This window comes from Kitasatospora sp. NPDC058243 (genome assembly GCF_042882025.1).
Lineage (GTDB): Bacteria > Actinomycetota > Actinomycetes > Streptomycetales > Streptomycetaceae > Kitasatospora.
Map to the genome: position 1 here is coordinate 13047 of NZ_JBHVWW010000016.1, position 20877 is coordinate 33923.

Annotated in this window: 19 protein-coding genes and 1 CRISPR repeat array; of the genes, 6 read left to right on the plus strand and 13 right to left on the minus strand. The window is 71.5% G+C overall.

Annotated features, from left to right (window positions below):
- Positions 1 to 16 precede the first annotated feature (16 nt).
- On the minus strand, positions 17 to 1570 hold the full coding sequence (locus ACFVX9_RS13630) for a DEAD/DEAH box helicase (protein ID WP_387981710.1): 1554 nt from the start codon (positions 1568 to 1570) through the stop codon (positions 17 to 19).
- A 372-nt stretch (positions 1571 to 1942) separates the two neighbouring features.
- The gene (locus tag ACFVX9_RS13635; protein WP_030918248.1) at positions 1943 to 2146 is read right to left on the minus strand and encodes a cold-shock protein; all 204 of its coding nucleotides are present in this window, start codon (positions 2144 to 2146) and stop codon (positions 1943 to 1945) included.
- A gap of 463 nt (positions 2147 to 2609) precedes the next feature.
- On the opposite strand from ACFVX9_RS13635, the gene ACFVX9_RS13640 reads away from it, so the two are divergent.
- The gene (locus ACFVX9_RS13640) at positions 2610 to 4664 is read left to right on the plus strand and encodes a transglycosylase domain-containing protein (RefSeq protein WP_387981711.1); all 2055 of its coding nucleotides are present in this window, start codon (positions 2610 to 2612) and stop codon (positions 4662 to 4664) included.
- A gap of 141 nt (positions 4665 to 4805) precedes the next feature.
- Here the strand turns inward: ACFVX9_RS13640 and ACFVX9_RS13645 are convergent, their stop codons facing one another.
- The 4 genes from ACFVX9_RS13645 to ACFVX9_RS13660 all read right to left on the minus strand — a co-directional run bounded on the left by ACFVX9_RS13645 (position 4806) and on the right by ACFVX9_RS13660 (position 8868).
- Positions 4806 to 5621, minus strand: coding sequence for an ABC transporter permease (locus ACFVX9_RS13645; protein ID WP_387981713.1), 816 nt, complete (start codon positions 5619 to 5621; stop codon positions 4806 to 4808).
- A gap of 13 nt (positions 5622 to 5634) precedes the next feature.
- Entirely contained in the window at positions 5635 to 6489 is an 855-nt protein-coding gene (locus ACFVX9_RS13650) for an ABC transporter permease (RefSeq protein WP_387981807.1), read from the minus strand.
- Positions 6490 to 6551: 62 nt separating this feature from the next.
- Positions 6552 to 7796, minus strand: a complete 1245-nt coding sequence (locus ACFVX9_RS13655) for an ABC transporter substrate-binding protein (RefSeq protein WP_387981808.1) — start codon at positions 7794 to 7796, stop codon at positions 6552 to 6554.
- Positions 7797 to 7827: 31 nt separating this feature from the next.
- Positions 7828 to 8868 carry an ABC transporter ATP-binding protein gene (locus tag ACFVX9_RS13660; protein WP_387981715.1) on the minus strand — a complete coding sequence of 347 codons (1041 nt, stop codon included), beginning with the start codon at positions 8866 to 8868 and terminating at the stop codon, positions 7828 to 7830.
- A 408-nt stretch (positions 8869 to 9276) separates the two neighbouring features.
- Here ACFVX9_RS13660 and ACFVX9_RS13665 point away from each other — a divergent pair, with 408 nt between their 5' ends.
- Both ACFVX9_RS13665 and ACFVX9_RS13670 read left to right on the plus strand, forming a co-directional pair.
- Positions 9277 to 9939 (plus strand): GDSL-type esterase/lipase family protein, encoded by a 663-nt coding sequence (locus ACFVX9_RS13665; protein WP_387981717.1) that lies wholly within the window; start codon positions 9277 to 9279, stop codon positions 9937 to 9939.
- A 219-nt stretch (positions 9940 to 10158) separates the two neighbouring features.
- Entirely contained in the window at positions 10159 to 10335 is a 177-nt protein-coding gene (locus ACFVX9_RS13670) for a hypothetical protein (RefSeq protein ID WP_380368650.1), read from the plus strand.
- Positions 10336 to 10473: 138 nt separating this feature from the next.
- Here ACFVX9_RS13670 and ACFVX9_RS13675 read toward each other — a convergent pair whose 3' ends face one another.
- A complete protein-coding gene (locus ACFVX9_RS13675) occupies positions 10474 to 11913 on the minus strand; it encodes a carboxylesterase/lipase family protein (RefSeq protein WP_387981718.1) in 1440 nt (479 codons plus the stop codon).
- Positions 11914 to 11977: 64 nt separating this feature from the next.
- A complete protein-coding gene (locus tag ACFVX9_RS13680) occupies positions 11978 to 12895 on the minus strand; it encodes an MBL fold metallo-hydrolase (RefSeq protein WP_387981809.1) in 918 nt (305 codons plus the stop codon).
- Positions 12896 to 13080: 185 nt separating this feature from the next.
- Here ACFVX9_RS13680 and ACFVX9_RS13685 point away from each other — a divergent pair, with 185 nt between their 5' ends.
- Positions 13081 to 13974 carry a helix-turn-helix domain-containing protein gene (locus ACFVX9_RS13685; protein WP_380368645.1) on the plus strand — a complete coding sequence of 298 codons (894 nt, stop codon included), beginning with the start codon at positions 13081 to 13083 and terminating at the stop codon, positions 13972 to 13974.
- Positions 13975 to 14293: 319 nt separating this feature from the next.
- Positions 14294 to 14992: a CRISPR direct-repeat array (repeat unit 28 nt; unit sequence GAGCAACCCCCGCGAGCGCGGGGCCGAT).
- A gap of 327 nt (positions 14993 to 15319) precedes the next feature.
- On the opposite strand, the gene hemC (ACFVX9_RS13690) is transcribed toward ACFVX9_RS13685, so the two are convergent.
- Complete coding sequence (hemC, locus tag ACFVX9_RS13690) at positions 15320 to 16258, minus strand: hydroxymethylbilane synthase (RefSeq protein ID WP_380481374.1); 939 nt, start codon at positions 16256 to 16258, stop codon at positions 15320 to 15322.
- 101 nt (positions 16259 to 16359) lie between these two features.
- Here hemC (ACFVX9_RS13690) and hemC (ACFVX9_RS13695) point away from each other — a divergent pair, with 101 nt between their 5' ends.
- Positions 16360 to 17322, plus strand: coding sequence for a hydroxymethylbilane synthase (gene hemC / locus ACFVX9_RS13695; RefSeq protein ID WP_363377503.1), 963 nt, complete (start codon positions 16360 to 16362; stop codon positions 17320 to 17322).
- On the opposite strand, the gene ACFVX9_RS13700 is transcribed toward hemC (ACFVX9_RS13695), so the two are convergent.
- From ACFVX9_RS13700 to ACFVX9_RS13710, 3 genes are read right to left on the minus strand one after another with little or no spacing between them, the layout of a single operon-like run.
- Complete coding sequence (locus ACFVX9_RS13700; RefSeq protein WP_387981720.1) at positions 17283 to 17909, minus strand: hypothetical protein; 627 nt, start codon at positions 17907 to 17909, stop codon at positions 17283 to 17285. The two genes, hemC (ACFVX9_RS13695) and ACFVX9_RS13700, sit on opposite strands and share 40 nt — an antisense overlap.
- On the minus strand, positions 17909 to 18253 hold the full coding sequence (locus ACFVX9_RS13705) for a hypothetical protein (RefSeq protein ID WP_387981721.1): 345 nt from the start codon (positions 18251 to 18253) through the stop codon (positions 17909 to 17911). The genes ACFVX9_RS13700 and ACFVX9_RS13705 overlap by 1 nt, the downstream gene beginning before the upstream one ends.
- Positions 18254 to 18287: 34 nt before the next feature.
- Positions 18288 to 18842 (minus strand): ATP-binding protein, encoded by a 555-nt coding sequence (locus tag ACFVX9_RS13710; RefSeq protein ID WP_387981723.1) that lies wholly within the window; start codon positions 18840 to 18842, stop codon positions 18288 to 18290.
- 210 nt (positions 18843 to 19052) lie between these two features.
- On the opposite strand from ACFVX9_RS13710, the gene ACFVX9_RS13715 reads away from it, so the two are divergent.
- On the plus strand, positions 19053 to 20327 hold the full coding sequence (locus tag ACFVX9_RS13715; protein WP_387981724.1) for a helix-turn-helix domain-containing protein: 1275 nt from the start codon (positions 19053 to 19055) through the stop codon (positions 20325 to 20327).
- A gap of 332 nt (positions 20328 to 20659) precedes the next feature.
- Here ACFVX9_RS13715 and ACFVX9_RS13720 read toward each other — a convergent pair whose 3' ends face one another.
- Complete coding sequence (locus ACFVX9_RS13720; RefSeq protein WP_387981726.1) at positions 20660 to 20857, minus strand: hypothetical protein; 198 nt, start codon at positions 20855 to 20857, stop codon at positions 20660 to 20662.
- Between the last annotated feature and the right edge of the window lie 20 nt (positions 20858 to 20877).

The window sequence follows — 20877 nt, forward strand, 5'->3', positions numbered from 1 at the left end:
GGCCCGCTCCGGGGTGCTACGCGGCGAGGGTGACGCGCCTGGGCGCCCGGCGACGGCCCGAGGAGCCCTGGTTGTCGCGCCCGGAGGCCGCGCGGGTGTCGCCTCCGGTGGGGGCGGGGCGTCCGCGGCGGCCGCGGTTCGTGGCCGCGCTGCGGCGCGGACGCTCGACGACGGGGTCGGCGATGACCACGGGCACACCGGTGGGGACGCGGGCGCCGGTGATGCGGGTCAGGTCCTCGTCGCCGGCGAGGACCCTGGTGGTGACGGGGGTGATGCCGGCGGTGGTCATCATCCGGGCCATCTGGCGGCGCTGGCTGGGCAGGACGAGGGTGACGACGGTGCCGGACTCGCCGGCCCGGGCGGTGCGGCCGCCCCGGTGGAGGTAGTCCTTGTGGTCGCTCGGCGGGTCGAGGTTGACGACCAGGTCGAGGCCGTCGACGTGGATGCCCCGGGCGGCGACGTTGGTGGCGATCAGCGCGGTGACCTGGCCGGTGCGGAACTGCTCCAGGGTGCGGTTGCGCTGGGGCTGGGACTTGCCGCCGTGCAGGGCCGCGGCCTTGACCCCGTTGGCGAGCAGGTCCTCGACCAGCGCGTCGGCGCGGTCCCGGGTGTCGGTGAACATGATCACCCCGCCGTCGCGGGAGGCGATGTGGGCGATCGTGGCGTTCTTGTCGTGGTTCTGCACGTGCAGCACGTGGTGCTCCATGGTGCTGACCGCTGCTGCGGACGGGTCCACCGAGTGGGTGACCGGGTCGTTCAGGAAGTGCCGCACGAGGCGGTCGACGTTGCGGTCCAGGGTGGCGGAGAACAGCATGGTCTGGCAGCCTTCGGCGACCTGTTCGAGGAGCTCGGTGACCTGGGGCAGGAAGCCCATGTCGGCCATCTGGTCGGCCTCGTCGAGGACGGTGACGCCGACCCCGTCCAGCTGGCAGTCGCCGCGCTGGATCAGGTCCTTGAGCCGGCCGGGGGTGGCCACCACGACCTCCGCCCCGCGGTTCAGCACCTGCGCCTGGCGGCCGATCGACATCCCGCCGACCACGGTCGCCATCCGCAGGCGCACGGAGTGGGCGTAGGGGGTGAGCGCCTCGGTGACCTGCTGCGCGAGCTCGCGGGTGGGGACCAGCACCAGGGCCAACGGGCGGCGGGGTTCGGCCCGCTGCCCCGCGGTGCGGGCCAGGACGGCGAGACCGAAGGCGATGGTCTTGCCGGAGCCGGTGCGGCCCCGGCCGAGCACGTCGCGGCCGGCCAGCGAGTTCGGCAGCGTCGCGGCCTGGATGGGGAACGGCGAGGTGACGCCCTGGCGGGTCAGCGTCTTCAACAGGGCTGCGGGCATGTCCAGTTCGGCGAAGGACTCGACGGCCGGCAGGGCGGGAGTGGTGCTCACCGGCATCGCGAACTCGCCCTGCGGGGAGGAGTCCTGGCGGCGGCCCCGGTCGGAGGAGCGCCGGCCGCCGGCCGGACGGGAGCCGTAGAAGGAACTGCCGCCGGAGCGGGAGCCTGCGGCGGATCGGGAGCCTGCGCCGGAGCGGGAGTTGGCGTTCTGGTACGAGGAGCGACTGGAGCGGTTCACGTGGAAACCTTCCTCAAGGCGGCGCGTCACGAGGAAGGCCCCGTGGCGCGGGGCGCCGACGGAGACCGCAAGGGAACGGGCCGGAAGTGTGACGGGCGGAGCGTGGACGGTAGAACCGTGCGGCACGTCACCTACGGTCGGCGCTCACCCGGGAGGGGCGGGAGCGAACGACCTCGAACCGTGAGCTGTCACGGCAGGGCGCCGATCCGGACGCGGAGCTGTGGGTCTCGCGTGGGGATGGCCGCCGGTGGCGGAGCCAGGGGGCCTGAGCGGCCGGGAATGCGTCCGTGACGCAATGCCGAGGGGCCCGCACCGGGCAACATGTACGCGGTGCGGGCCCCTCGCTGCTAGGCGGGTGCCGTGGCAGAAAAACTACAGCGGGCGAATGTTCTCGGCCTGCGGGCCCTTCTGGCCCTGCGTGACGTCGAACTCGACCTTCTGGCCCTCGAGCAGCTCACGGAAGCCGTTGGCGTTGATGTTCGAGTAGTGGGCGAAGACGTCCGGGCCGCCACCCTCCTGCTCGATGAAGCCGAAGCCCTTTTCCGCGTTGAACCACTTCACGGTGCCATTAGCCATAAAAATAATCTCCTTCAAGGGCTGTCCGAAGCCCGCACCATGCAGGCTCCGAGTCGCCGCGATGAGCACCCACCCGGGGAAGAGCCGGGAAACAAAAATGCGCCTGCAAAACATCAGCAGGCGCACACAAAGTCCATGGGAACCACTACTGCAACTCGTACGACTCTAGCAGGCTCGGGCCCGCCACGGGCGAATTTGTCGCCCCGGGTTTCGCGGGAGCCTCCCCCCGGGGCTGCCGGATTCGGAAAGACCACCCTTGCCCTCTCCGGCGCCAACGGCAGGAAGTGTCAATTCCGCCGCCTCGGATGACGGACTTCGCGGAGTTCGCCGGAGCTGGGCTGGACGGGGTGTCGCGACAACCGCCAGAACCCGAGGCGAGCGGCGGACTGTCACAGGGCTGTGACACGGCGGGGTCGGCCTCCCAAGGAGTTCCTCATGACGCGCACGTAACGTCGCGCACGACATGGCGGAGAAGCGGGAGGCGATGGAGATGCGGAAACTGGGGCACGGAACGCGGCTGATCGGGGTGAGCGTGATCGCCGGGATCGTGGCGGCGGGCATAGCCCTGCCCGCGGTGGCGGCCGCCGGGCTCGGCGCCCGGTCGGCGGCCGACGACTTCCAGAGCCTGCCCGACGACTTCAAGACCCCGCCGCTCTCACAGGCCTCGACGATCCTCGACGCGCAGGGCGGCGCGATCGCCACCGTGTACGACCGCGACCGCACCGTCGTCCCGGCGGACCAGATATCCCCGCTGGTGAAGACCGCACTCGTCGACATCGAGGACAACCGCTTCTACGAGCACGGCGCGATCGACCTCAAGGGCGTGCTGCGCGCCCTGGACAAGAACGCCACCTCCGGCGGCACCGCGCAGGGCGCGTCCACCCTGACCCAGCAGTACGTGAAGAACGTCTTCGTCGACGAGGCGGGCGACGACCCGCAGAAGGTGGCCGAGGCGCAGCGCCAGACCGTCGGCCGCAAGATCCAGGAACTGAAGTACGCGATCAAGGTCGAGGAGACCCTGAGCAAGGACCAGATCCTCACCAACTACCTGAACATCACCTTCTTCGGCGAGAAGGCCTACGGCATCGAGTCGGCAGCGCGGCGCTATTTCGGCGTGCACGCCAAGGACCTCACCCTGCCGCAGGCCGCGCTGCTCGCCGGCCTGGTGCAGTCGCCCACCGGCTACGACCCGACGGTCAACCCGACCGCGGCGAAGGACCGGCGCGACACCGTGCTGCGCAAGATGGCCGAGTACGGGCACATCACCAAGGACCAGGCCCAGCAGGCCATCGCGACCCCGCTCGGGCTCAACGTCCAGGCGCCGCAGCAGGGCTGCATCCTGGCCAAGCAGGGCGAGGGCTTCTTCTGCGACTACGTGCGCCAGACGGTGCTCACCGACCCGGCCTTCGGCAAGTCGGCGGCCGAACGGCAGGCGGTGTGGAAGCGCGGCGGCCTCCAGATCCACACCACCCTCGACCCCAAGGCCCAGGCCTCGCTCTACGCCTCCGTCACCGCCCACGTGAACGCCGGCGACCAGGCCGCGACCGCGATGAGCATCGTCGAGCCGGGCACCGGCAAGATCCTCGCGATGGGCCAGAGCCGCCCGTACGGCGTCGACGGCAAGCAGCACCAGACCCAGATCAACTACAACGTCGGCAAGGCCATGGGCGGCGGGCTCGGCTTCCCGACCGGCTCGACGTTCAAACCGATCGTCGCCGCGGCGGCCCTGGAGAACGGCATCTCGCCGAGCCAGAGCTACACCACCGACTACAGCATCCCGTGGCCGGCGATGACGGACTGCTCCGGCGGCCGGTTCCCCTCCGCCGGGCAGGTGCACAACGACAGCCAGAGCCTCACCGGCCAGTTCGACATGAAGACGGCCATGGCGCAGTCCGTCAACACCTACTTCGCCAAGCTGGAGGGCGACGCCGGGCTGTGCAACGTCGCCCAGATGACCAACAAGCTCGGCATCACCCAGCAGGCGGGCGGCGAGAAGCTCCAGGTCGTCCCGTCGATGACGCTCGGCAGCAACGACCTGACCCCGCTGGAGATGGCCGGCGTCTACGCGGCCTTCGCCGCCCACGGCACCTACTGCGCGCCGACCGCCATCGCCTCGGTGACCGGCCCCGACGGCAAGCAGCTCGCGGTGCCGCAGGCGAACTGCTCCGCCGTGATGTCGACCACCACCGCCGACACCGTCACCGCGATGCTCAAGGGCGTCGTCGAGGACGGCACCGGCCAGACCGCCGGCCTCAGCAGCCGCGACAGCGCCGGCAAGACCGGCACCACCGACGCGAGCCGCCAGGTCTGGTTCGTCGGCTACACCCCCGAGATGGCCGGCGCCACCGTCGTCAGCGACACCGACAACCCCAAGCCCCTGGACGGCCAGCGCATCGGCGGCACCGTCGTGGGCCAGGCCTTCGGCGGCACCCTGGCCGGCCCGATCTGGCGCGACGCCATGAACGGCGCCCTCGCCGACACCCCGGCGGGCACCTTCACCCCGGTACAGCTGCCTTAGCGGGCTCGTCCCGAGCGGGCTCGTTCTGGGCGTGCTCGTCCTGAGCGGGGCCGCGCCGACGGAATCCGGCGCGGCCCTGGTGCCCGGCGCGGTCCCGGCGCCCGGCGCGCCCCCCCCGCGAGCGTCTGCGACCGGGGCCGCTCAGGGGCCGTGCCCCTCCAGCGGCTCGCCGGACAGGCGCTGCGCCAGGTAGACCGGCAGGACGGCCAGGACGATCAGCACCGAGGCCACGACGTCCACCACCGGGCCCTGGTTGGGCCGGGCCAGGTTCTCGAAGATCCACAGCGGCAGCGTCCGGGTGCCGGGGCCCGCGGTGAAGGTGGTCACCACGATCTCGTCGAAGGAGAGCGCGAAGGCCAGCAGCGCCCCGGCGAGCAGCGCGCCGCGCACGGCGGGCAGCGTGACGTGCCAGAAGGTCTGGAAGGTGTCCGCCCCGAGGTCCGCCGACGCCTCCTCGGCCGACGGCGCGATGCGCCGCAGCCGCGCCGACACGTTGTTGAACACCACCACGATGCAGAAGGTGGCGTGCCCGACGACCACGGTGAACAGGCCGAAGCCCACCCCGAGCGGGGTCAGCACGGTGCGGAACGCGGCGTTGAGCGCGATGCCGGTGACGATGCCGGGCAGGGCGATCGGCAGGATCAGCAGGAAGGAGACCGACTGCCGGCCGAAGAACCGGTACCGGGTCGCGGCGAAGGCCGCCATGGTGCCCAGGACCAGCGCCACCCCGGTGGCTCCGAGCCCGGCCTTCAGCGACGTGGCCAGCGCCTCGCGCAGCCCGGTCTCCTGCCAGGCGGCCGTCCACCAGCGGGTGCTGAAGCCGGACGGCGGCCAGGCGAAGGAGCGCGAGGCGTTGAAGGAGTTCACCAGGACCAGCAGCAGCGGGGCGTAGATGACGGCGAACCCCAGGGCCGTCGCCGTCCGGAGCAGGATCCGGGCACCGCGGGAGAGTTGCATCAGGGCCTCGGCCTCACAGACTGTCCAGCGCGCCGGTGCGGCGCACGGCGAGCAGGTAGCCCACGATCAGCAGCACCGGGACGCAGGACACCGCGGCCGCCAGGGGCAGGTTCAGCGTCACGTTGGACGCGATGACGTTGCCGAGCATGGACGTGGTGCCGCCGACGATCTGCACCGTCAGGTAGTCGCCCAGGCTCAGCGAGAAGGTGAAGACCGACCCGGCGATGAGCGCCGGCCTGGCCAGCGGCAGCACCACCGTGCGCAGGGTCCGCCAGGGGCCGGCGCCGAGGTCCGCCGCGGCGGCGAGCAGGCTGTCGGGCAGCTGCCCGAACGCGGTGCACAGCGGCAGCACCATGTAGGGCAGCCACAGGTACGCGAGCACCATGACCACCGCCGGCACGCCGAAACCGGGGGAGTGCCCGCCGAAGGGGGCGGCGACCCAGTCCAGGACACCACCGTGGCTGAGCATCACCCACCAGGCGTAGGCCTTGACCAGGTAGCCCGCCCACAGCGGCGTCAGCACCGCCACCAGCAGCAGGCGCCGGCTCCCGGGCCGAGCGACGCGGGCGATGAAGAAGGCCATCGGGAGGGCGACCACCGCGTCGATCACCGTCACCGACACCGCGATGCCCAGCGTGCGCACGGCGACCGTCCGGTACTGCGGATCGGTCAGCAGCGACCGGAAGTTGTCGACGGTCCAGCGCTGCTCGACGGCGGAGGTGAACGCGTTGGTGGTCCAGAACGCGGACAGCAGGAGGATCGCCAGCGAGCCGAGGTACGCCAGCACCAGCCAGGTCATCGGCGCCGCCAGCAGCGCCGCGAGCCGCAGACCGGGGCGCCGGTCCAGCAGCCCGGCCAGCCGGCGCATCGGGGTGCGTGTCGGGGTGCGCGCGGGGGTGTGCGCCGGGGTGCGTGCCGTGGCGGGGGCGCTCAAGAGCTCTTGATCCCGTTCCAGGCGGTGACCCACTGGGCGTACGCGGTGCAGTCGTCGCGGCCGCTGCCGTCGGCGCACTGCGCGGTGGGCGTGGTCCAGTAGTAGACGTCCTTCCACCAGTTCTCGTCGGTGGCGTGGTAGTCGGCGCAGAAGCCCGGGTTGTCGGTGATCTGCGCGCAGGCCTTGGAGTTGGCCGGGGCCTCGCCGAAGTACTCGGCGACCTGCGCGTTGGCCGACGGCGAGACGATGTAGTCCATCCACGCGTAGGCGCAGTTGGGGTGCTGGGCGTGCGCCGAGACCATCCAGGTGTCGGACCAGCCGGTGGAACCCTCGACGGGCAGGACCGCCTGCGTCCGCACCCTGCCGTCGGCGGCGACCGCCTGCTGGATCACCTCCCAGGTGGTGCCGATCAGGGCGTCGCCGGAGTCGAACGCCGCCTGCTCCTTGGTGTAGTCGCTCCAGTAGGAGCCGACCTGCTTCTTCTGGACCTTGAGCAGCGCCACCGCGGCGTCCAGTTGGGAGGAGGTCAGGGCGTAGGGGTTCCTGATGCCGAGCTCGGGCCTGGTCCTCATCAGGTACAGCGCGGCATCCGCGATGTAGATAGGACTGTCGTACGCGGTGAGGTGACCGGCGTAGGGCGAGTCCGGGGTGAAGACCGCGCCCCAGGAGGTCGGCGCGGGAGTGACCTTGTCGGTGTTGTACATCAGCAGGTTGGCGCCGCGCCCGTGCGGGATTCCGTACGGTACGTCCTTGACCGAGTTCCACGGGCGGTTCTTCAACCCGGGGTAGATATCGGCATAGTTGGGGACGAGCGCGGTATTGACGGGCGCGACGTCGCCGCCCGCGATCAGGCGCAGCGTCGCGTCACCGGAAGCCGAGACGGTGTCGTACTGGCCGGTCTTCATCAACGCGACCATCTCGTCCGAGGTGCCCGCCACCTTGAGGTTCACCTTGCAGCCGGTCTGCCGGATGAACGGGGTGACCCAGTCGACGGCCTTGTTGTCCTGCCCGTACTCGACGTAGCCGGCCCAGGCGACGATGTTGACGGTGCCCTCGCCCGGGCCGAGGGACTTCTGCGCGGGGATGTCCGGTGCGGTGAACCCGGTGCCCGTGCCGCCGCCGCCACCGGAGTTCGACGCGCACGCCACGGGAAGCAGCAGGGCGGCCGCGGCCGCCAGGGCGCTCAGGGGGCGGCGGTGGAGGGTTCGGCGGTGCAGGGGGCGGGGGCGCGTGGTGCTCATGAACTCGATCGCTTTCGTCAAGGGTTGAGGGTCAGGAGTTGTCGATACGGACGGTGTGGTGTCGCCGCCAGGCCAGGAGGACGCTCGCCCCCCGGCGGCGGGAGGCGTCGGTACCGGAGTCGTCGAGACCGGAGCCGTCGAGACCGGAGCCGTCGAGGTTCTGCCGGACGGCCACCAGCCGCCCGCCCGCCGCCAGGTCGACCAGGAAGCGGGTCTGCGCGCCGGCGTAGACGACCTCGCCGATCGTCCCGGTGACGCCGTACTCGTCGGGCCCCGTCGGGTCCTCCGCACGGGCGATGCGGATCTTCTCGGGACGCACCGAGTACGTCCCGGGCCGGCCGAAGACCTGCTCGGCGCAGGCGCCCCGGAGCAGGTTCGAGGTGCCGACGAAGCCCGCCACGAACGCGGTGGCCGGCCGCTCGTACACCTCGGCGGGAGTGCCGACCTGCTCGATCCGGCCGGCGTTGAGGACCGCGATCCGGTCGCTCATCGTGAGCGCCTCGTCCTGGTCGTGGGTCACGAGGACGAAGGTGATCCCGGCCTCGCGCTGGATCTGCTGGAGTTCGAGCTGCATCTCCAGCCGGAGCTTCAGGTCGAGGGCGCCGAGCGGCTCGTCGAGCAGCAGCACGGACGGGCGGTTGACCAGCGCGCGGGCCAGCGCGACCCGCTGGCGCTGCCCGCCGGACAGTTCGGCCGGGCGCCGGTCACCGAAGGAGGGCAACTGCACGCTCGCCAGCGCCTCGGCCACCCGTGCGGCCCGCTCCGCCCGCGGCACCCGCTTGACCTTCAGCCCGTACTCGACGTTCTGCCACACCGACAGATGCGGAAAGAGGGCGTAATCCTGGAACACCGTGTTGACGTCGCGGTCGAACGCGGGCAAGCCGGTGACGTCGACCCCGCCCAGCAGCACCCGGCCGGCGCTCGGCGCCTCGAAGCCCGCGATCATGCGCAGCACCGTGGTCTTGCCCGACCCGGACGGCCCGAGCATCGAGAAGAACTCGCCCGGCCTGATCTCCAGATCGATCCCGTCCACGGCGCTGACCACGCCGAACGCCTTGCTGACCCCGGACAACGCGACCGCACCGGGCACGAGCGGACGGCCGGCCGAGCAGCCCGACGTGTGCTCCGGCGGGTTGGGAGAAGGGCTGGCGGACGGACTGGGAACTGGGCTGGACGTCATCCGCACCTCGGTCTCGCGGCTTCTGCTGTCGGATCCGCGGGGCTGCCGAATCCTCTGAATCCTCGACTGAAGCAGAAAAGCCACCGGCCCGGGTGGCGGCGGCCCACCGGCCTCGGGGGCCGTCAGCGCGATTACGGGGGCATGGCGGTGACATGGCGGCGCTTGTCAGCCCGATGACGGCGAGGTCCGGCACCTTCGAGAGGTCCGGCCTTGCCTCTCCTCGCCCGAATTCACGTCCACGTCAACCGAATTCACGTCCACGTCCACGCCCACCTCCATATTCACGTTCAAGGAGCGCACATGACGATCACCATCCGACCGGGAAGCACCGTGATGTTCACCGGCGACTCGATCACCGACTGCCAACGGCAGCAGAGCGAAGACGCCCTCGGGTACGGCTACCCGCTGCGCGTCGCGGGCGAGTGGGGCTTCCGGCACCCGGACCGGCCCGTGACCTGGCTGAACACCGGGAACGCGGGCGACAAGGTGATGAACCTCGAAGCCCGCTGGCAGACCGACGTGCTCGACGCCCGCCCGGACGTGGTGTCGATCCTCGTCGGAGTCAACGACATGGGCTGGCACACGCTGGACCCGGAGGGGCGCGTGATCCCCGCAGAGGAGTTCGAAGCGGGCTACGACCGCCTGCTCGCGCCCCTCGCCGAGGCGGGCGCGCAGCTGATCCTCATCGAGCCGTTCCTCCTGCCCATCCACGGCGTCATCGAGGCCGGCGCCGCCTTCATCGGAGAGCATCAGCGGCAGCAATGGCGCACCGACCTGGACCCCAAGATCCAGGCCGTGCGCAAGCTCGCCCGCACCTACGGTGCGCACCTGCTCGCCGCTGACGGCATGTTCGCCGAACTCGCCGCCGCGGCCGGCCCGGAGCACTGGTCCGCGGACGGCGTCCACCCGACGCCCGCCGGCCACGCCGCACTCGCGGCAGCCTGGCTGCGCCTGGTCGCCTGACCGGGCCCGCGGCCACCGGCGACCCGGCGACCCGGGTGGACGGACAGCTGGGGGAGAGCCAATGAGATGTTCGCACCCCGTAGTTGAAGATCACCGGGCTGGTGTGCCTGGTCGGCTACGGCTGCTGATGACCATGGCTCGTAATCGACTGGCTGTTCCAGGACTTCGGACGGCAAGATCGACTACGCCTGATCGGAGCACAACAGAAGGAGACTGCCCATGTCCGACGACCAGCCCGACGAGACCACCACCGCCGAGGCCCCCGCCCAGCCTGTCGCCGCCAAGCCCGTTGCCAAGCCCGCCGCCAAGCAGGTCGGTCAGCAGACTCTAGGGAACAAGACCATCCAGGGACAGATCATCACCCACACGATCGTCAAACCGCTGAGGGCCGAGTGACCTCTTCGGCGTTGGGTGAGGCGAGGCCCGAACGGTGGACCGTGGACCCGAAGTAGCCAGGTCCGCGTCCCCCGTCCGGCCTCGGGGGAGCCATGTCTCGGGCGGCCACTGGCAGCCCCTGGCGGTTGCTGGCGGCGCTCAGCCGCCGAAGGCCTCCACCACGGGTCGCCGCAGGTCGTAGGCGGCCCAGCCCGGGTCCCCGGTGCCGGCGAACGCGACCCAGGCACCGTGGACCCGGGCTGCGAGCCCCGCCGGGGCGGGTTCGGCGCCGAGCAGTCCGGTGTCCCCGTGCAGCCACGGCTCGTCGGCGACGTCGAACACGAAGGGCAGTTCGACGGTGTGGGCGGCGCCGAGCCGTCCGCCCAGGGCCGTCGAGCGGTACCCGAACGAGTAGCGGTGCGTACGGCCGCCCGAGACCCGCGCGTGCGCCTGCGCCAGACGCGCCGTACCGGCCTCGAACAGGGCCTGCCCGAGCACAGCGGAGCGCAGCTCACCCGGTGTCGCACCCGGCCGGACCGCGCGGTGCGCGGCGAGGGCCGCCTCCGGGTCCGGGTGTACCTGGGCGGCGACGGCGAGCACGTCGGCGTCCGTGGTGGACTCCAGACCGCCCTGCGGGACGACGTAGAGGTGCCCCTCCTCGGTGGTGGTGCCGATGAGCAGATCGACGTCGGCGGCCGGGCCGTCGGCGAGGGCGTCGGCGGGCTGCGCCGGCAGGACCAGGCTGAACGGGCTGAGCCCGGCCAGCGGGTCCGAAGCGGTGCCGGTCCGCAGATCCAGGCCGGCCAGCGCGGGCAGGACCGCCACGAAACGCTCGTCCGGGACCAGGGCGAACGCCTCCACGGTCGGCTCGACGCCCAGCGCGGCCGCCACCGCGGCGGTGACCCGCTGCGCCTGCTCCGGCGTGAACGCGCCGCAGCCGTTGCCGCTCTGGACGATCGCCCGCCGGAACAGACCGGCGGCCGCCGGAGTCGCGAGCAGCGCGCCGACGAGCGTGGCACCCGCGGACTGGCCGAAGACCGTGACGTTCCCCGGGTCGCCACCGAAGGCCGCCACCGAGCCCCGCACCCACCTGAGCGCGGCGAGCACGTCGAGCAGCCCGCGGTTGGCCGGAGCACCCGCCAGCTCCAGGAACCCCGGCACGCCGAGGCGGTAGTTCACCGTCACCAGGACGACGCCGTCGCGGGCGAACGCGCCGCCGCCGTAGAGCGCCGCACGGTTCGAACCGGTGACGAACCCGCCGCCGTGCACGAAGACCATGACAGGGCGCCCGCCCCCGTCGGCGGCCGGCGTGTGGACGTCGACGGTCAGGTACTCCTCGCCGGGCACCCAGCCCGGCCCGAAGTAGGGGCTCATGTCGAGCCGGCCGAAGTCCCGGGCCGGCTGGGGAGCGGTCGGCGAGGGCCTGCTGCCGTCACGGACACCCGACCAGCCCGGGTGCGGCGCGGGCGCGGCGAACCGGCCGGCACCGACCGGCGCCGCCGCGTACGGAAGGGCGCGGAAGCGCTCGCCGGACTCGTCACGGACGCCGCGCACGGCGCCCGCCGGGGTTTCGGCGACCGGATCTGCCTGTCGGGACACGGGATGACTTCCTCTCTGGAAGGGAACGAAGGGGACATCGCTTGAGGGATCTCCGGACGGGACGTCAGGAGATCCGGGAGAAACCCGCCCACTCCTTGATCGCGAACTTCGACCCGCTGCGCGCGACCTCCATCGCCCCTCGGCCGCCGAAGTGCGCAGGGAGGACGAGCGCGTTGTTCTCGGCGGCGCGGCCGAGCAGCCTGCGCCGGGTCGCGCGGGACTCCGCCGGGTCCTCGCAGAAACAGGAATTGGTCTCCGGCTCCGCGATCTGCAACGCGGTGTGCACCAGATCCCCGACGAACAGGGCCTGGTCGCCGCCGGACTCCAGGGTGAGCACGGACGAGCCGGGAGTGTGCCCGGGAGCGAGATCGAGACGCAGATTCCCGTCGATCCGGTACGTCCCGTCCCACAGGTGTGTCAGCCCCGCCGCGTGGACCGGTGCGACGCTGTCCTCGAACACGTTCTGGTTCCCCCGGCCCAGTACGCTCCTGTGCCCGTTGGCCGGGTCCCAGAACTCGAAGTCCCGCCGGGGCATCAGATACGTGGCGTTCGGGAAGGTCGGCACCCAGTCCCGGCCGTCCAGGCGGGTGTTCCAGCCCACGTGATCGACGTGCAGATGGGTGTTGACCACGACGTCGACGTCCTCGGGCCGCACGCCGGCAGCGGCGAGGTTGTCGAGGTAGCCCGTGTCCAGGCGGCTCCACACCGGCGCGTAAGGACGGTCCTTGTGGTTGCCCACGCCGGTGTCCACGAGGATCGTGCGCCCCTCGCTGCGCAGCAGCCAGGACTGGATCGCCGTACGGCACTCGTCCGCCTCCGGGTCCCAGAAGTCGGGCACCAGCCAGTCGCGGTGCTCGTCCCACGAACCGTCGGGGCTGTCCGGGAAGAACTGGCCCGGCGCCAGCCCGGTCGAGCCGTAGAACTCCTTGACGCGGGTGACGGTGACGTCGCCCAGGGTGATCTGGTCGGGGTCCTGATCCATGTTCTGGTCCATGCTCTCGTTCATGTTCTGATCCATGCGGTCCGTCCTCGGGTCCGGGGTACGCGGCCGAGTTGGTGGCCGAATGAGACCGATCCTGGACACCCGGACGGGCACCAACCACTCCCGGCTTGTCCTACCCCTCGCAGGGTGTGGCAGGGACCGGGCCGCCACCGAATACTGGGGCGATGAACGGACCAGGCCCACTCGGCGCCTTCCTCCAAGCCCGACGGGCGCAGCTGCGGCCCGAGGACGTCGGCCTGCGCGACCTCGGGCCCCGCAGACGGGTGGCCGGGCTCCGGCGCGAAGAACTGGCCCAACTCGCGGGCGTCAGCGTCTCCTACTACACCCGGCTCGAACAGGGCCTGTCCCGCGGGGCCTCCGCCGAGGTACTCGACGCCATCGCCGGCGCACTCCTGCTCGACACCCACGAGCGCGCCCACCTCGACCGGCTCGCCGACACCGCCCGCCACACACCCCGGCCACGCCGCCCACGGCCCGAGAAACTCGCCGACGAAACCCGGGACCTCCTCCGCGCCGTCGACGGCGTCCCCGCGATCGTGCTCGGCCGCCGCACCGACGTCCTGGCCTGGAACACCCTCGGACACGCCCTGCTGGCCGGCCACCTCGACCTCCTCAGCCCGGACGACCCGGCACGACGACCGAACATGAGCCGGATGCTCTTCCTCGACCTGCACTGCCGAGACCTGTACGCGGACTGGGAACGCAAGGCACGCGCGGTGGTCGGCAACCTGCGCATCGCCGTCGGCAGACATCCGGAGGACGCGCTGCTCGCGGGTCTGATCGGCGAACTGACCATGAAGAGCCAGGAGTTCGTCGCCCTGTGGGCAGACCACCGCGTAGTGCCGTGCGACGCCTCGTCCTACGAGCTGCACCACCCCGTCGTCGGCACGGTCACGGTGACCCAGCAGACCCTGTCCATCGCCCGCTCACCAGACCAGGCGCTCATCGTGTGCACCACCCCCGCCAACTCCCCCTCCGAACAGGCCCTCACCCTCCTCCGCCACGCGGCCGCCGGCCGGGCACCGTACGTGTGCGGCTCCGGCGCTTCTCAGGTGTAGGCCGGGTAAGCGCTGCGGCCCCGGGCCCGCTGGAACGGCGCCGCCCCGGCCTCCGCTGCGCGGGGCGCAGCGGGGCTTGCGGTCTTCCCCGAACCGCCCGCGATCCTCCGAGCAGCCAGCACCGACACGGCCAGGCGGACGCAGGCCACAAGCGCCCGCGCAAGGCCAAGAGCACCAAGCGGACCTCGAAGGCGCGCAACGGCTTGAAGCCCTCCCCCGACCGGCGGCAGGAACTCACCAGCCACCGCCCTCGGCGACAGCAAGGGACATCACCGGGAGGCTGAGGACCCCACATGGACGTCGACCGTGAATACAGAGTGGAGCAACCCCGCGAGCGCGGGGCCGACATGGGCAGCACCCAGTCCAGGCGTACCCAGCCGGAGCAACCCCCGAGAGCCCGGGGCCGATGACGGTGATGACGTGCTTCTGCTGCTCGCGCAGGAGCAATCCCCGCGAGCGCGGGGCCGACCGCGCGGGTCAACTCGGCTTTCGTGTACATGTAGAGCAACCCCCGCGAGCGCGGGGCCGATGACTACGTCCGCTGGTCCCGGAAGCCGCAGGCGGAGCAACCCCCGCGAGCGCGGGGCCGATAACGCCCGCATCCGCCGGGAGCTGACCGACACCGAGCAACCCCCGCGAGCGCGGGGCCGATAGCGGATCGCGGGCTCGAACCGTGTCCGCACGGGAGCAACCCCCGCGAGCGCGGGGCCGATTCGCCGCGGACCGGTGAGTACTCCTCCCACCGGGAGCAACCCCCGCGAGCGCGGGGCCGATTACGTGGAAGGCCTCGCCTGGGATCGGCGGTGGGAGCAACCCCCGCGAGCGCGGGGCCGATCTGGCGGGTGGTCGGGCCGGACCGGGACCACCCGAGCAACCCCCGCGAGCGCGGGGCCGATCAGTAGAGACCGGGCAGCGCCCACGTGTCCCAGGAGCAACCCCCGCGAGCGCGGGGCCGATGACGCCGTGATGTGCGGGGTGGTGATCACCGTGGAGCAACCCCCGCGAGCGCGGGGCCGATACTTCCTGACCTGCAGTGATTAGCGGGCGAGGGGCCTGATTGATTCAGTTCGATCGGTAGAGGCGCCGTCGAACAGCCGATGCGTCGCTGCCATCTCTCCTTGCCCCAGGGCTGGTTGTCAGTGTCGTTGCCTACGCTCTCGAAGCGTACTCGCACGTGGAGGTCAAGACGATGGCTGAGGATTGTTGGCAAGGGAAGATGATGCGAAAACAGAACCGCGACAGCCGACCGGCTCGCGGTAGCCCCCTCGGGGAGCCAAACGGCATCGCCCTGCGACGGCCTCCCGGAGGCCGCCGGGCAGGGCCCCGGCGCCTCCGAGGGGCGAGGTCAGTGGTCGATCGAGTCGATCAGCTCGCGGGCGCCGTCGCGGATCAAGGTGGCGGCGACCCCCACGCCGAGCGCTTCCGGGCTGAGCTGGCCGGCCGATTGGCGGGCTTCCAGCACGGTGGCGCCGTCCGGGGAGAAGACCATCGCGCGAAGGCCCAGGTGCCCGTCCTCGAAGGCGCGGGCGAACCCGGCGATCGGGCTGTTGCAGTGCCCGCGCAGGGCGTTGAGCAGGGCCCGCTCGGCGGTGATCTCCCGCGTCGTGGCGCGGTCGCCGAGTGGGGTGAGGAGGTCGATCAGGTCGGCGTCATCCTCGCGGCACTGCAAGCCGAGCACGGCTGCCCCCAGCGGCGGGCACATCTGCTCGACGGTCAGGACCTGGCTGATCCGGTGTTGTTCACCGATGCGCTCCAGCCCGGAGGCGGCCAGCACCAGAGCATCGACCTCCCCGGCTTCCAGGACCGCCAGCCGCAGGTTCGCCGTCCCCCTGATCGGCACCAGGTCCAGGTGGGGGTGGCTGCGGGTGAGCTGGGCGACACGCCGCACCGCCGAGGTGGCGACCCGGGTGCCGGGCGGCAGCTGGTCGAGGGTGAGGCCGCCCGGGTGGATCAGGGCGTCACGAATGTTCGCCCGCTCGGGGTGGGCCGCGAAGACGGTGCCCGGGGTGACCAGCGGGTCGCCTGCCACGTCCTTCATACAGTGCACCGCAAGGTCGCACACCCCGCTCAGCAGGGCTTCCTCGATGTCGCCGGTGAAGGCGCCCTTGTCGTGCAGTTCGGCCTGTTCGCCGGGCTCGCGGTCGCCGGCCGCGACGAACGCCACCAGCTTGGTGGTCACGTCGGGGTGGAGTGCGGCCAGGTCGGCCCGGACGCTTGCAACCTGGGCTAGCGACATGGCCGAGGCGCGGGCGCCGATGCGGATCGTGCGGCGGGTGGACGGCATTCGATCTCTCCAATCACGACTCCGACAAACCGTCGGAAAAAGGTAGGCCCGTGTTCGAGTAGAATGCGGTCAACATCTCTTCAGGTGCCGGGAGTTCGGGAATGCGGACGCTGATTGTCGGATCGCGGGCCAGTCACCTCGCGCGAGCGCAGGTCAGGGAGTTCCTGGCGCCGTTGCGGGACCGCTTCCCCGACGTCGAGTTCCGGCACCAGGTGATCCTTGAAGGCGGTGACCGGGACCGGAAGACGGCCCTGTCGCAGGTGTCGGCCCACTCGGGCGGCTCCGCGTTCTCCACCGAGCAGGAAGCCGCGCTGGTGCGGGGTGAGGTGGACGTGATCGTCCACTCGTTGAAAGACCTGCCGACCAGCAACCCGCCCGGCCTGGTGCTGCTGCCCCCGCCCGGCCGCGAGGACGTGCGGGATGCGTTGTGCGGCTCGACGCTGGCCGACCTGCCGCAGGGTGGCCGGGTCGGCACGTCGGCGGCCCGCCGGATCGCCCAGCTGCTGCACGTCCGCCCGGACCTGGTCTTCGTGCCGATCCGCGGAAACGTGCCGCCCCGGCTGAACAAGCTCAAGACGATGAACCTCGACGGCGTCGTTCTGGCGGCGGCCGGGTTGGTGCGACTCGGCTTGGACGGCGCGATCGGCGAGTTGCTGCCGCTTGGCCAGTTCCCCCCGAGCCCCGGTCAGGGGGCGCTCGGGATCCAGATCCGCGAGGACAACGAGCTGGCCCGCGAAATTCTGGCCGACACCGGCGACCTGGTAGTGGACGCGGAGGTTCGGGCCGAGCGGGCAATGCTCGGCGAACTGCACGGCGGGTGCTCGGTTCCGGTCGGCGCCTACGCGAAGGCCGCCGGCGACACGCTGTCGCTGCACGCGCAGGTCACCTCCCTGGACGGGACGAACCAGGTCGAGGCCAGCTTCTCCGGCCCCGTCTCGGAGCCGGAGAAGCTGGGCATTCAGGTGGCCGGCCTTCTCCTGGACCAGGGCGCCGAGGCGATCCTGTCGGAGATCCGCCCGGCCGCTCAGCCGGCCAGCAGCCGCGCGAGGTCAGCAGCGGCATAGGTGATGATCCGCTCGGCACCCGAGCGCTTGAGCATCATGAACAGCTCCAGCAGCGGGCGGAAGTCCCGCCGCCCGGTGCCCGGATCGAACGGGGCGAGCCGGGTGTACTCGCCGGAGACGGAGAACGGCATCAGCGGCGCCGCGGTCTTCTGCTTGAGGGTGGTGAGCACATCCACCGAGAGCATCCCTGGTTCCAGCAGCAGCATGTCGGCCCCCTCGCCGACGAAAGCCAGACCGGTGTCCACCGCGGTTTCCGGCTGGCGCGGGCTGATCTGGAACGGTCGGTGGGCACCGGAGGCCGGGGTGGCCCGCATGGTGGCCCGGTAGCCCTCGTAGAGGGCGGAGTCGAAGATCAGATGGGGCATGGTCGCCACGTCGCGGTGGCCGTTCTCGTCCAGGGCTTGGCGCACGCAGGAGGTGGTGCCCCGGACCATCGCGGCCGGTCCCACGATGTCGGCGCCGGCCTCGGCCTGGATGACGGCCTGGGCGGCGATCATCGCTGCTGTGCGGTCCAGGTCGATCCGGCCAGCGCTGGTCAGGTGGCATTCGCCGGTGTCGGTGTGGCCGCACAGGCAGTTCTCGGTCATCACCGCGATGCCCGGCTCGGCGTCCTTTGCGGGTGGATGGCCCGCACCATCAGGCTGTCGGGTGCGACGGCGCCGGACGCCTCGGCGTCGCGATGCAGGCTGTTGGCGAACACCTTCACCGAGCGGACGCCCAGGGAGGCCAGGTCACGCACCGTCTGCGGGATCTCGGCGACCGTGACGGTCGGCATCGGCCGGTCGGCGTCCTCGCTGTCCTCGCGGACCAGTAGGACCATCGACAGGTCGGCCGCCGTGAGCGAGGGGCCCTCCAGGAAGCTGCGGACGGCCGCCCGGCCGTGCAACCGGGCGGGGTCCGTGATCGCTGTGCTGTGCTGGGTGGTGGTCATGTCGTCCTCTCGATCATGGCTGTGGGCAAGGGCGTCAGCGGGTGCCGGTGCCGGTGCCGGTGGCGGTGGCGGTGGCGGCCAGGGCGGGCGGGTGTATCGGCGGGCGGCGGTGGCCCGACAGGCGGCGGGCCACCGCGCGGGCCGCCCTGCGGGGGTGGACGAGGAGCTGGCGGCGGGTGAGCGGCTGCTCGGGCAGGGCCACCTCGGCCGAGACCTTCTTGCCCCGTACGGTGTGCTCGGCCCCGTGGGCGAGGGCCAGGCGCTCGACCAGGAAGATGCCCCGGCCGGCCTCCGCCTCCGCGTCCGGGCCCGAGACCTGGTGGCGGGGCAGGGCCCGCGAGCCGTCGTAGACCTCGATGATCAGGCGGCGCAGGTCGAGGTCGGCGTGCACCCCGACGGTGAGCATCGCTCCGCTGGTGTGCCGCACCGCGTTGGTGACGAGTTCCGAGATCACGGTGTCCAGGGCCAGGCGGCTGTCGTTGTCCGTGCGGACCCCCCACTGTTTGATCAGCCGGCCGAGCCGCTGGCGGCTCATGGGGACGGAGACGGGATCGCGGACCAGGAAGAAGCTGCTGTTGCACACGCGCATGTCGAAGGAACCCTTCGGGGCGTCAGGCCGGAGCTGGGGGCTTGGGGGTGCCGTGCGGAGGGAAGGGCCTGATCTCGCCCGATCTCTACTCGGCTGGTACACAGTCAACTACAGCCCGTAGTGGTGCCAGCAGGGGGTGCATTTCTCGCACGGGGGCCGCTTTGGGGGGCCAGGATTGGGCACCAGTCAGTCAAAGGCTTGAGGACGGGCATGATGGCACCAGACGGCATCGGCGCCGTGCTGAGGCGGATCCGGGAGACCGCCGAACTCACCCGCGACGAGCAGGCCCTGCTCTTACAGGACGCTCAAGGCGGCACGTGGTTCGACCCGAAGAACCTGAAGCGCTGGGAGACCGAGCGACGTCTGCCCACCCCGAGGTGGCACCAGCTGCTGGCCGACGGGTACGGGCTCTCGGTGGAGGAGGTCGCCCGAGCAGTGGCCACCTCGCGGCGCTGGCGCAGGCTCCACCAGCAGCCGGTCGAAGACGAAGGAGAGGAGGGTACGGCGGTGAATCGACGACAGTTTCTCGGCGCGGCGGCACTGGCGACAGGTGTCGCCGCGCTGCCCGGCATCGCGGAGGCGCGAGAGGGGATCGACGCCGGACTGTCCGGCTCCGACGCTGGCGACCTCGCCTACCTCGACGGGGCGTTCGAACGCCACCGCGGCGGCTACCACGGTCGGGCGCCCGGGGTCGTGCTGACACAGATGCGCCAGGACCTCGGTCTCCTGCAAGACGTCCTCAGCCGCCCGCACCCCGCCGGCACCCGTACCGACCTGGCCCGCACCGCGGCTGGGATCACCGGACTGGTTGCGATCATCCAGCACGACCGGGGTGACCAGCGCGACTCCCACGGCTGGTTCGCCACCGCCGAGAAGGCCGCCCGCGAGTCCGGTGATCGGCACATGCTGGCCTGGGTCCTGGCCCGGCACGCGATGGTCCCGCTGAACTACGGCGCCCCGAACGCTGCCGCGAACCTGGCTATCTGCGCTCGTCGCGAGGCAGGCCGAACCCCCACGGCCGCCGCAGCTCTGGCCGCCGCCGTCACCGCGCGCGCCCTGGCCTCCATCGGTGACCACCGAGGGGCCCTTCGCGCGGTCGCGGACGCCCGTAACATCGCCGAACACCTGAACTCCGCGCAGGCCGCCGACACCTGGTTCGGCTACCCGCTCCAGAAGCATCACGTCCACCTGTCCCAGGCGTTCACGCTGATGGGCCGCACCCGCGAGGCGAACGCCGAACAGGATGCAGCCCTCGCCCTCACCAAATCGCCGTCCGTCATGACCCGGGCCCTGCTGACCATGGACGCCGCGACCTGCCTGAGCATGGACGGCGACCCGGCCGCCGCTGCTGACATGGCCGTTGGGGTCTGGCAGCAGCTGCCAGCAGCGTTCCGGGACGGGCTGGTCCGGTCCCGCGCCGAGGCCCTTCACCGCACCCTCGCCGGCCTCGCCCACGACCGACTCGGCGAAGCTCTCGCCAGCTGACCGACCCGGATCCGGTGGGGGCGGGCGCCGGAGGAGCCCCCACCGGGGCTCCCGCGCGGCCGGAAGCCCAACACCTCCGATGGAAGGACACTCGCGCCGCCGTTCGGCCAGACGCAGCGAAACGGGCGCGGCACCGCCGCATCGGCCGAAGGCCGATGCACCACCTGCGGCCGGCAGCTGAGAGGACGCCGACCGCACAGCATGTGAGAGATGCTGGCCGACCCCAAGAACAGCCGCTCCGCATCCCCCGGTTCGCGGGTCTCAGCCCAACCACTCGCCAGCCGGGGCATCATGACTGCATGCAAGTTGAAGCGATATCAGCGCTTGCAGCATCAGGGGCCGCGATCCTCGGGGTGCCCGCTGCCTTGATCGTCGGCCTGCGGCAGACTCGCGCTGCCCAGCGGACTGCCGAGGTCGCCTCGCAGGCGGCCCACGATGAATGGCGCGGCAACACGCGACGAGAAGCCGCGATCACGTTCGTCCTTGCGGGGGAACAGCAGCTGGAGACGATCAGGGTTCTTAGAAGACATCTCATTTGGGCTTGCAGGCT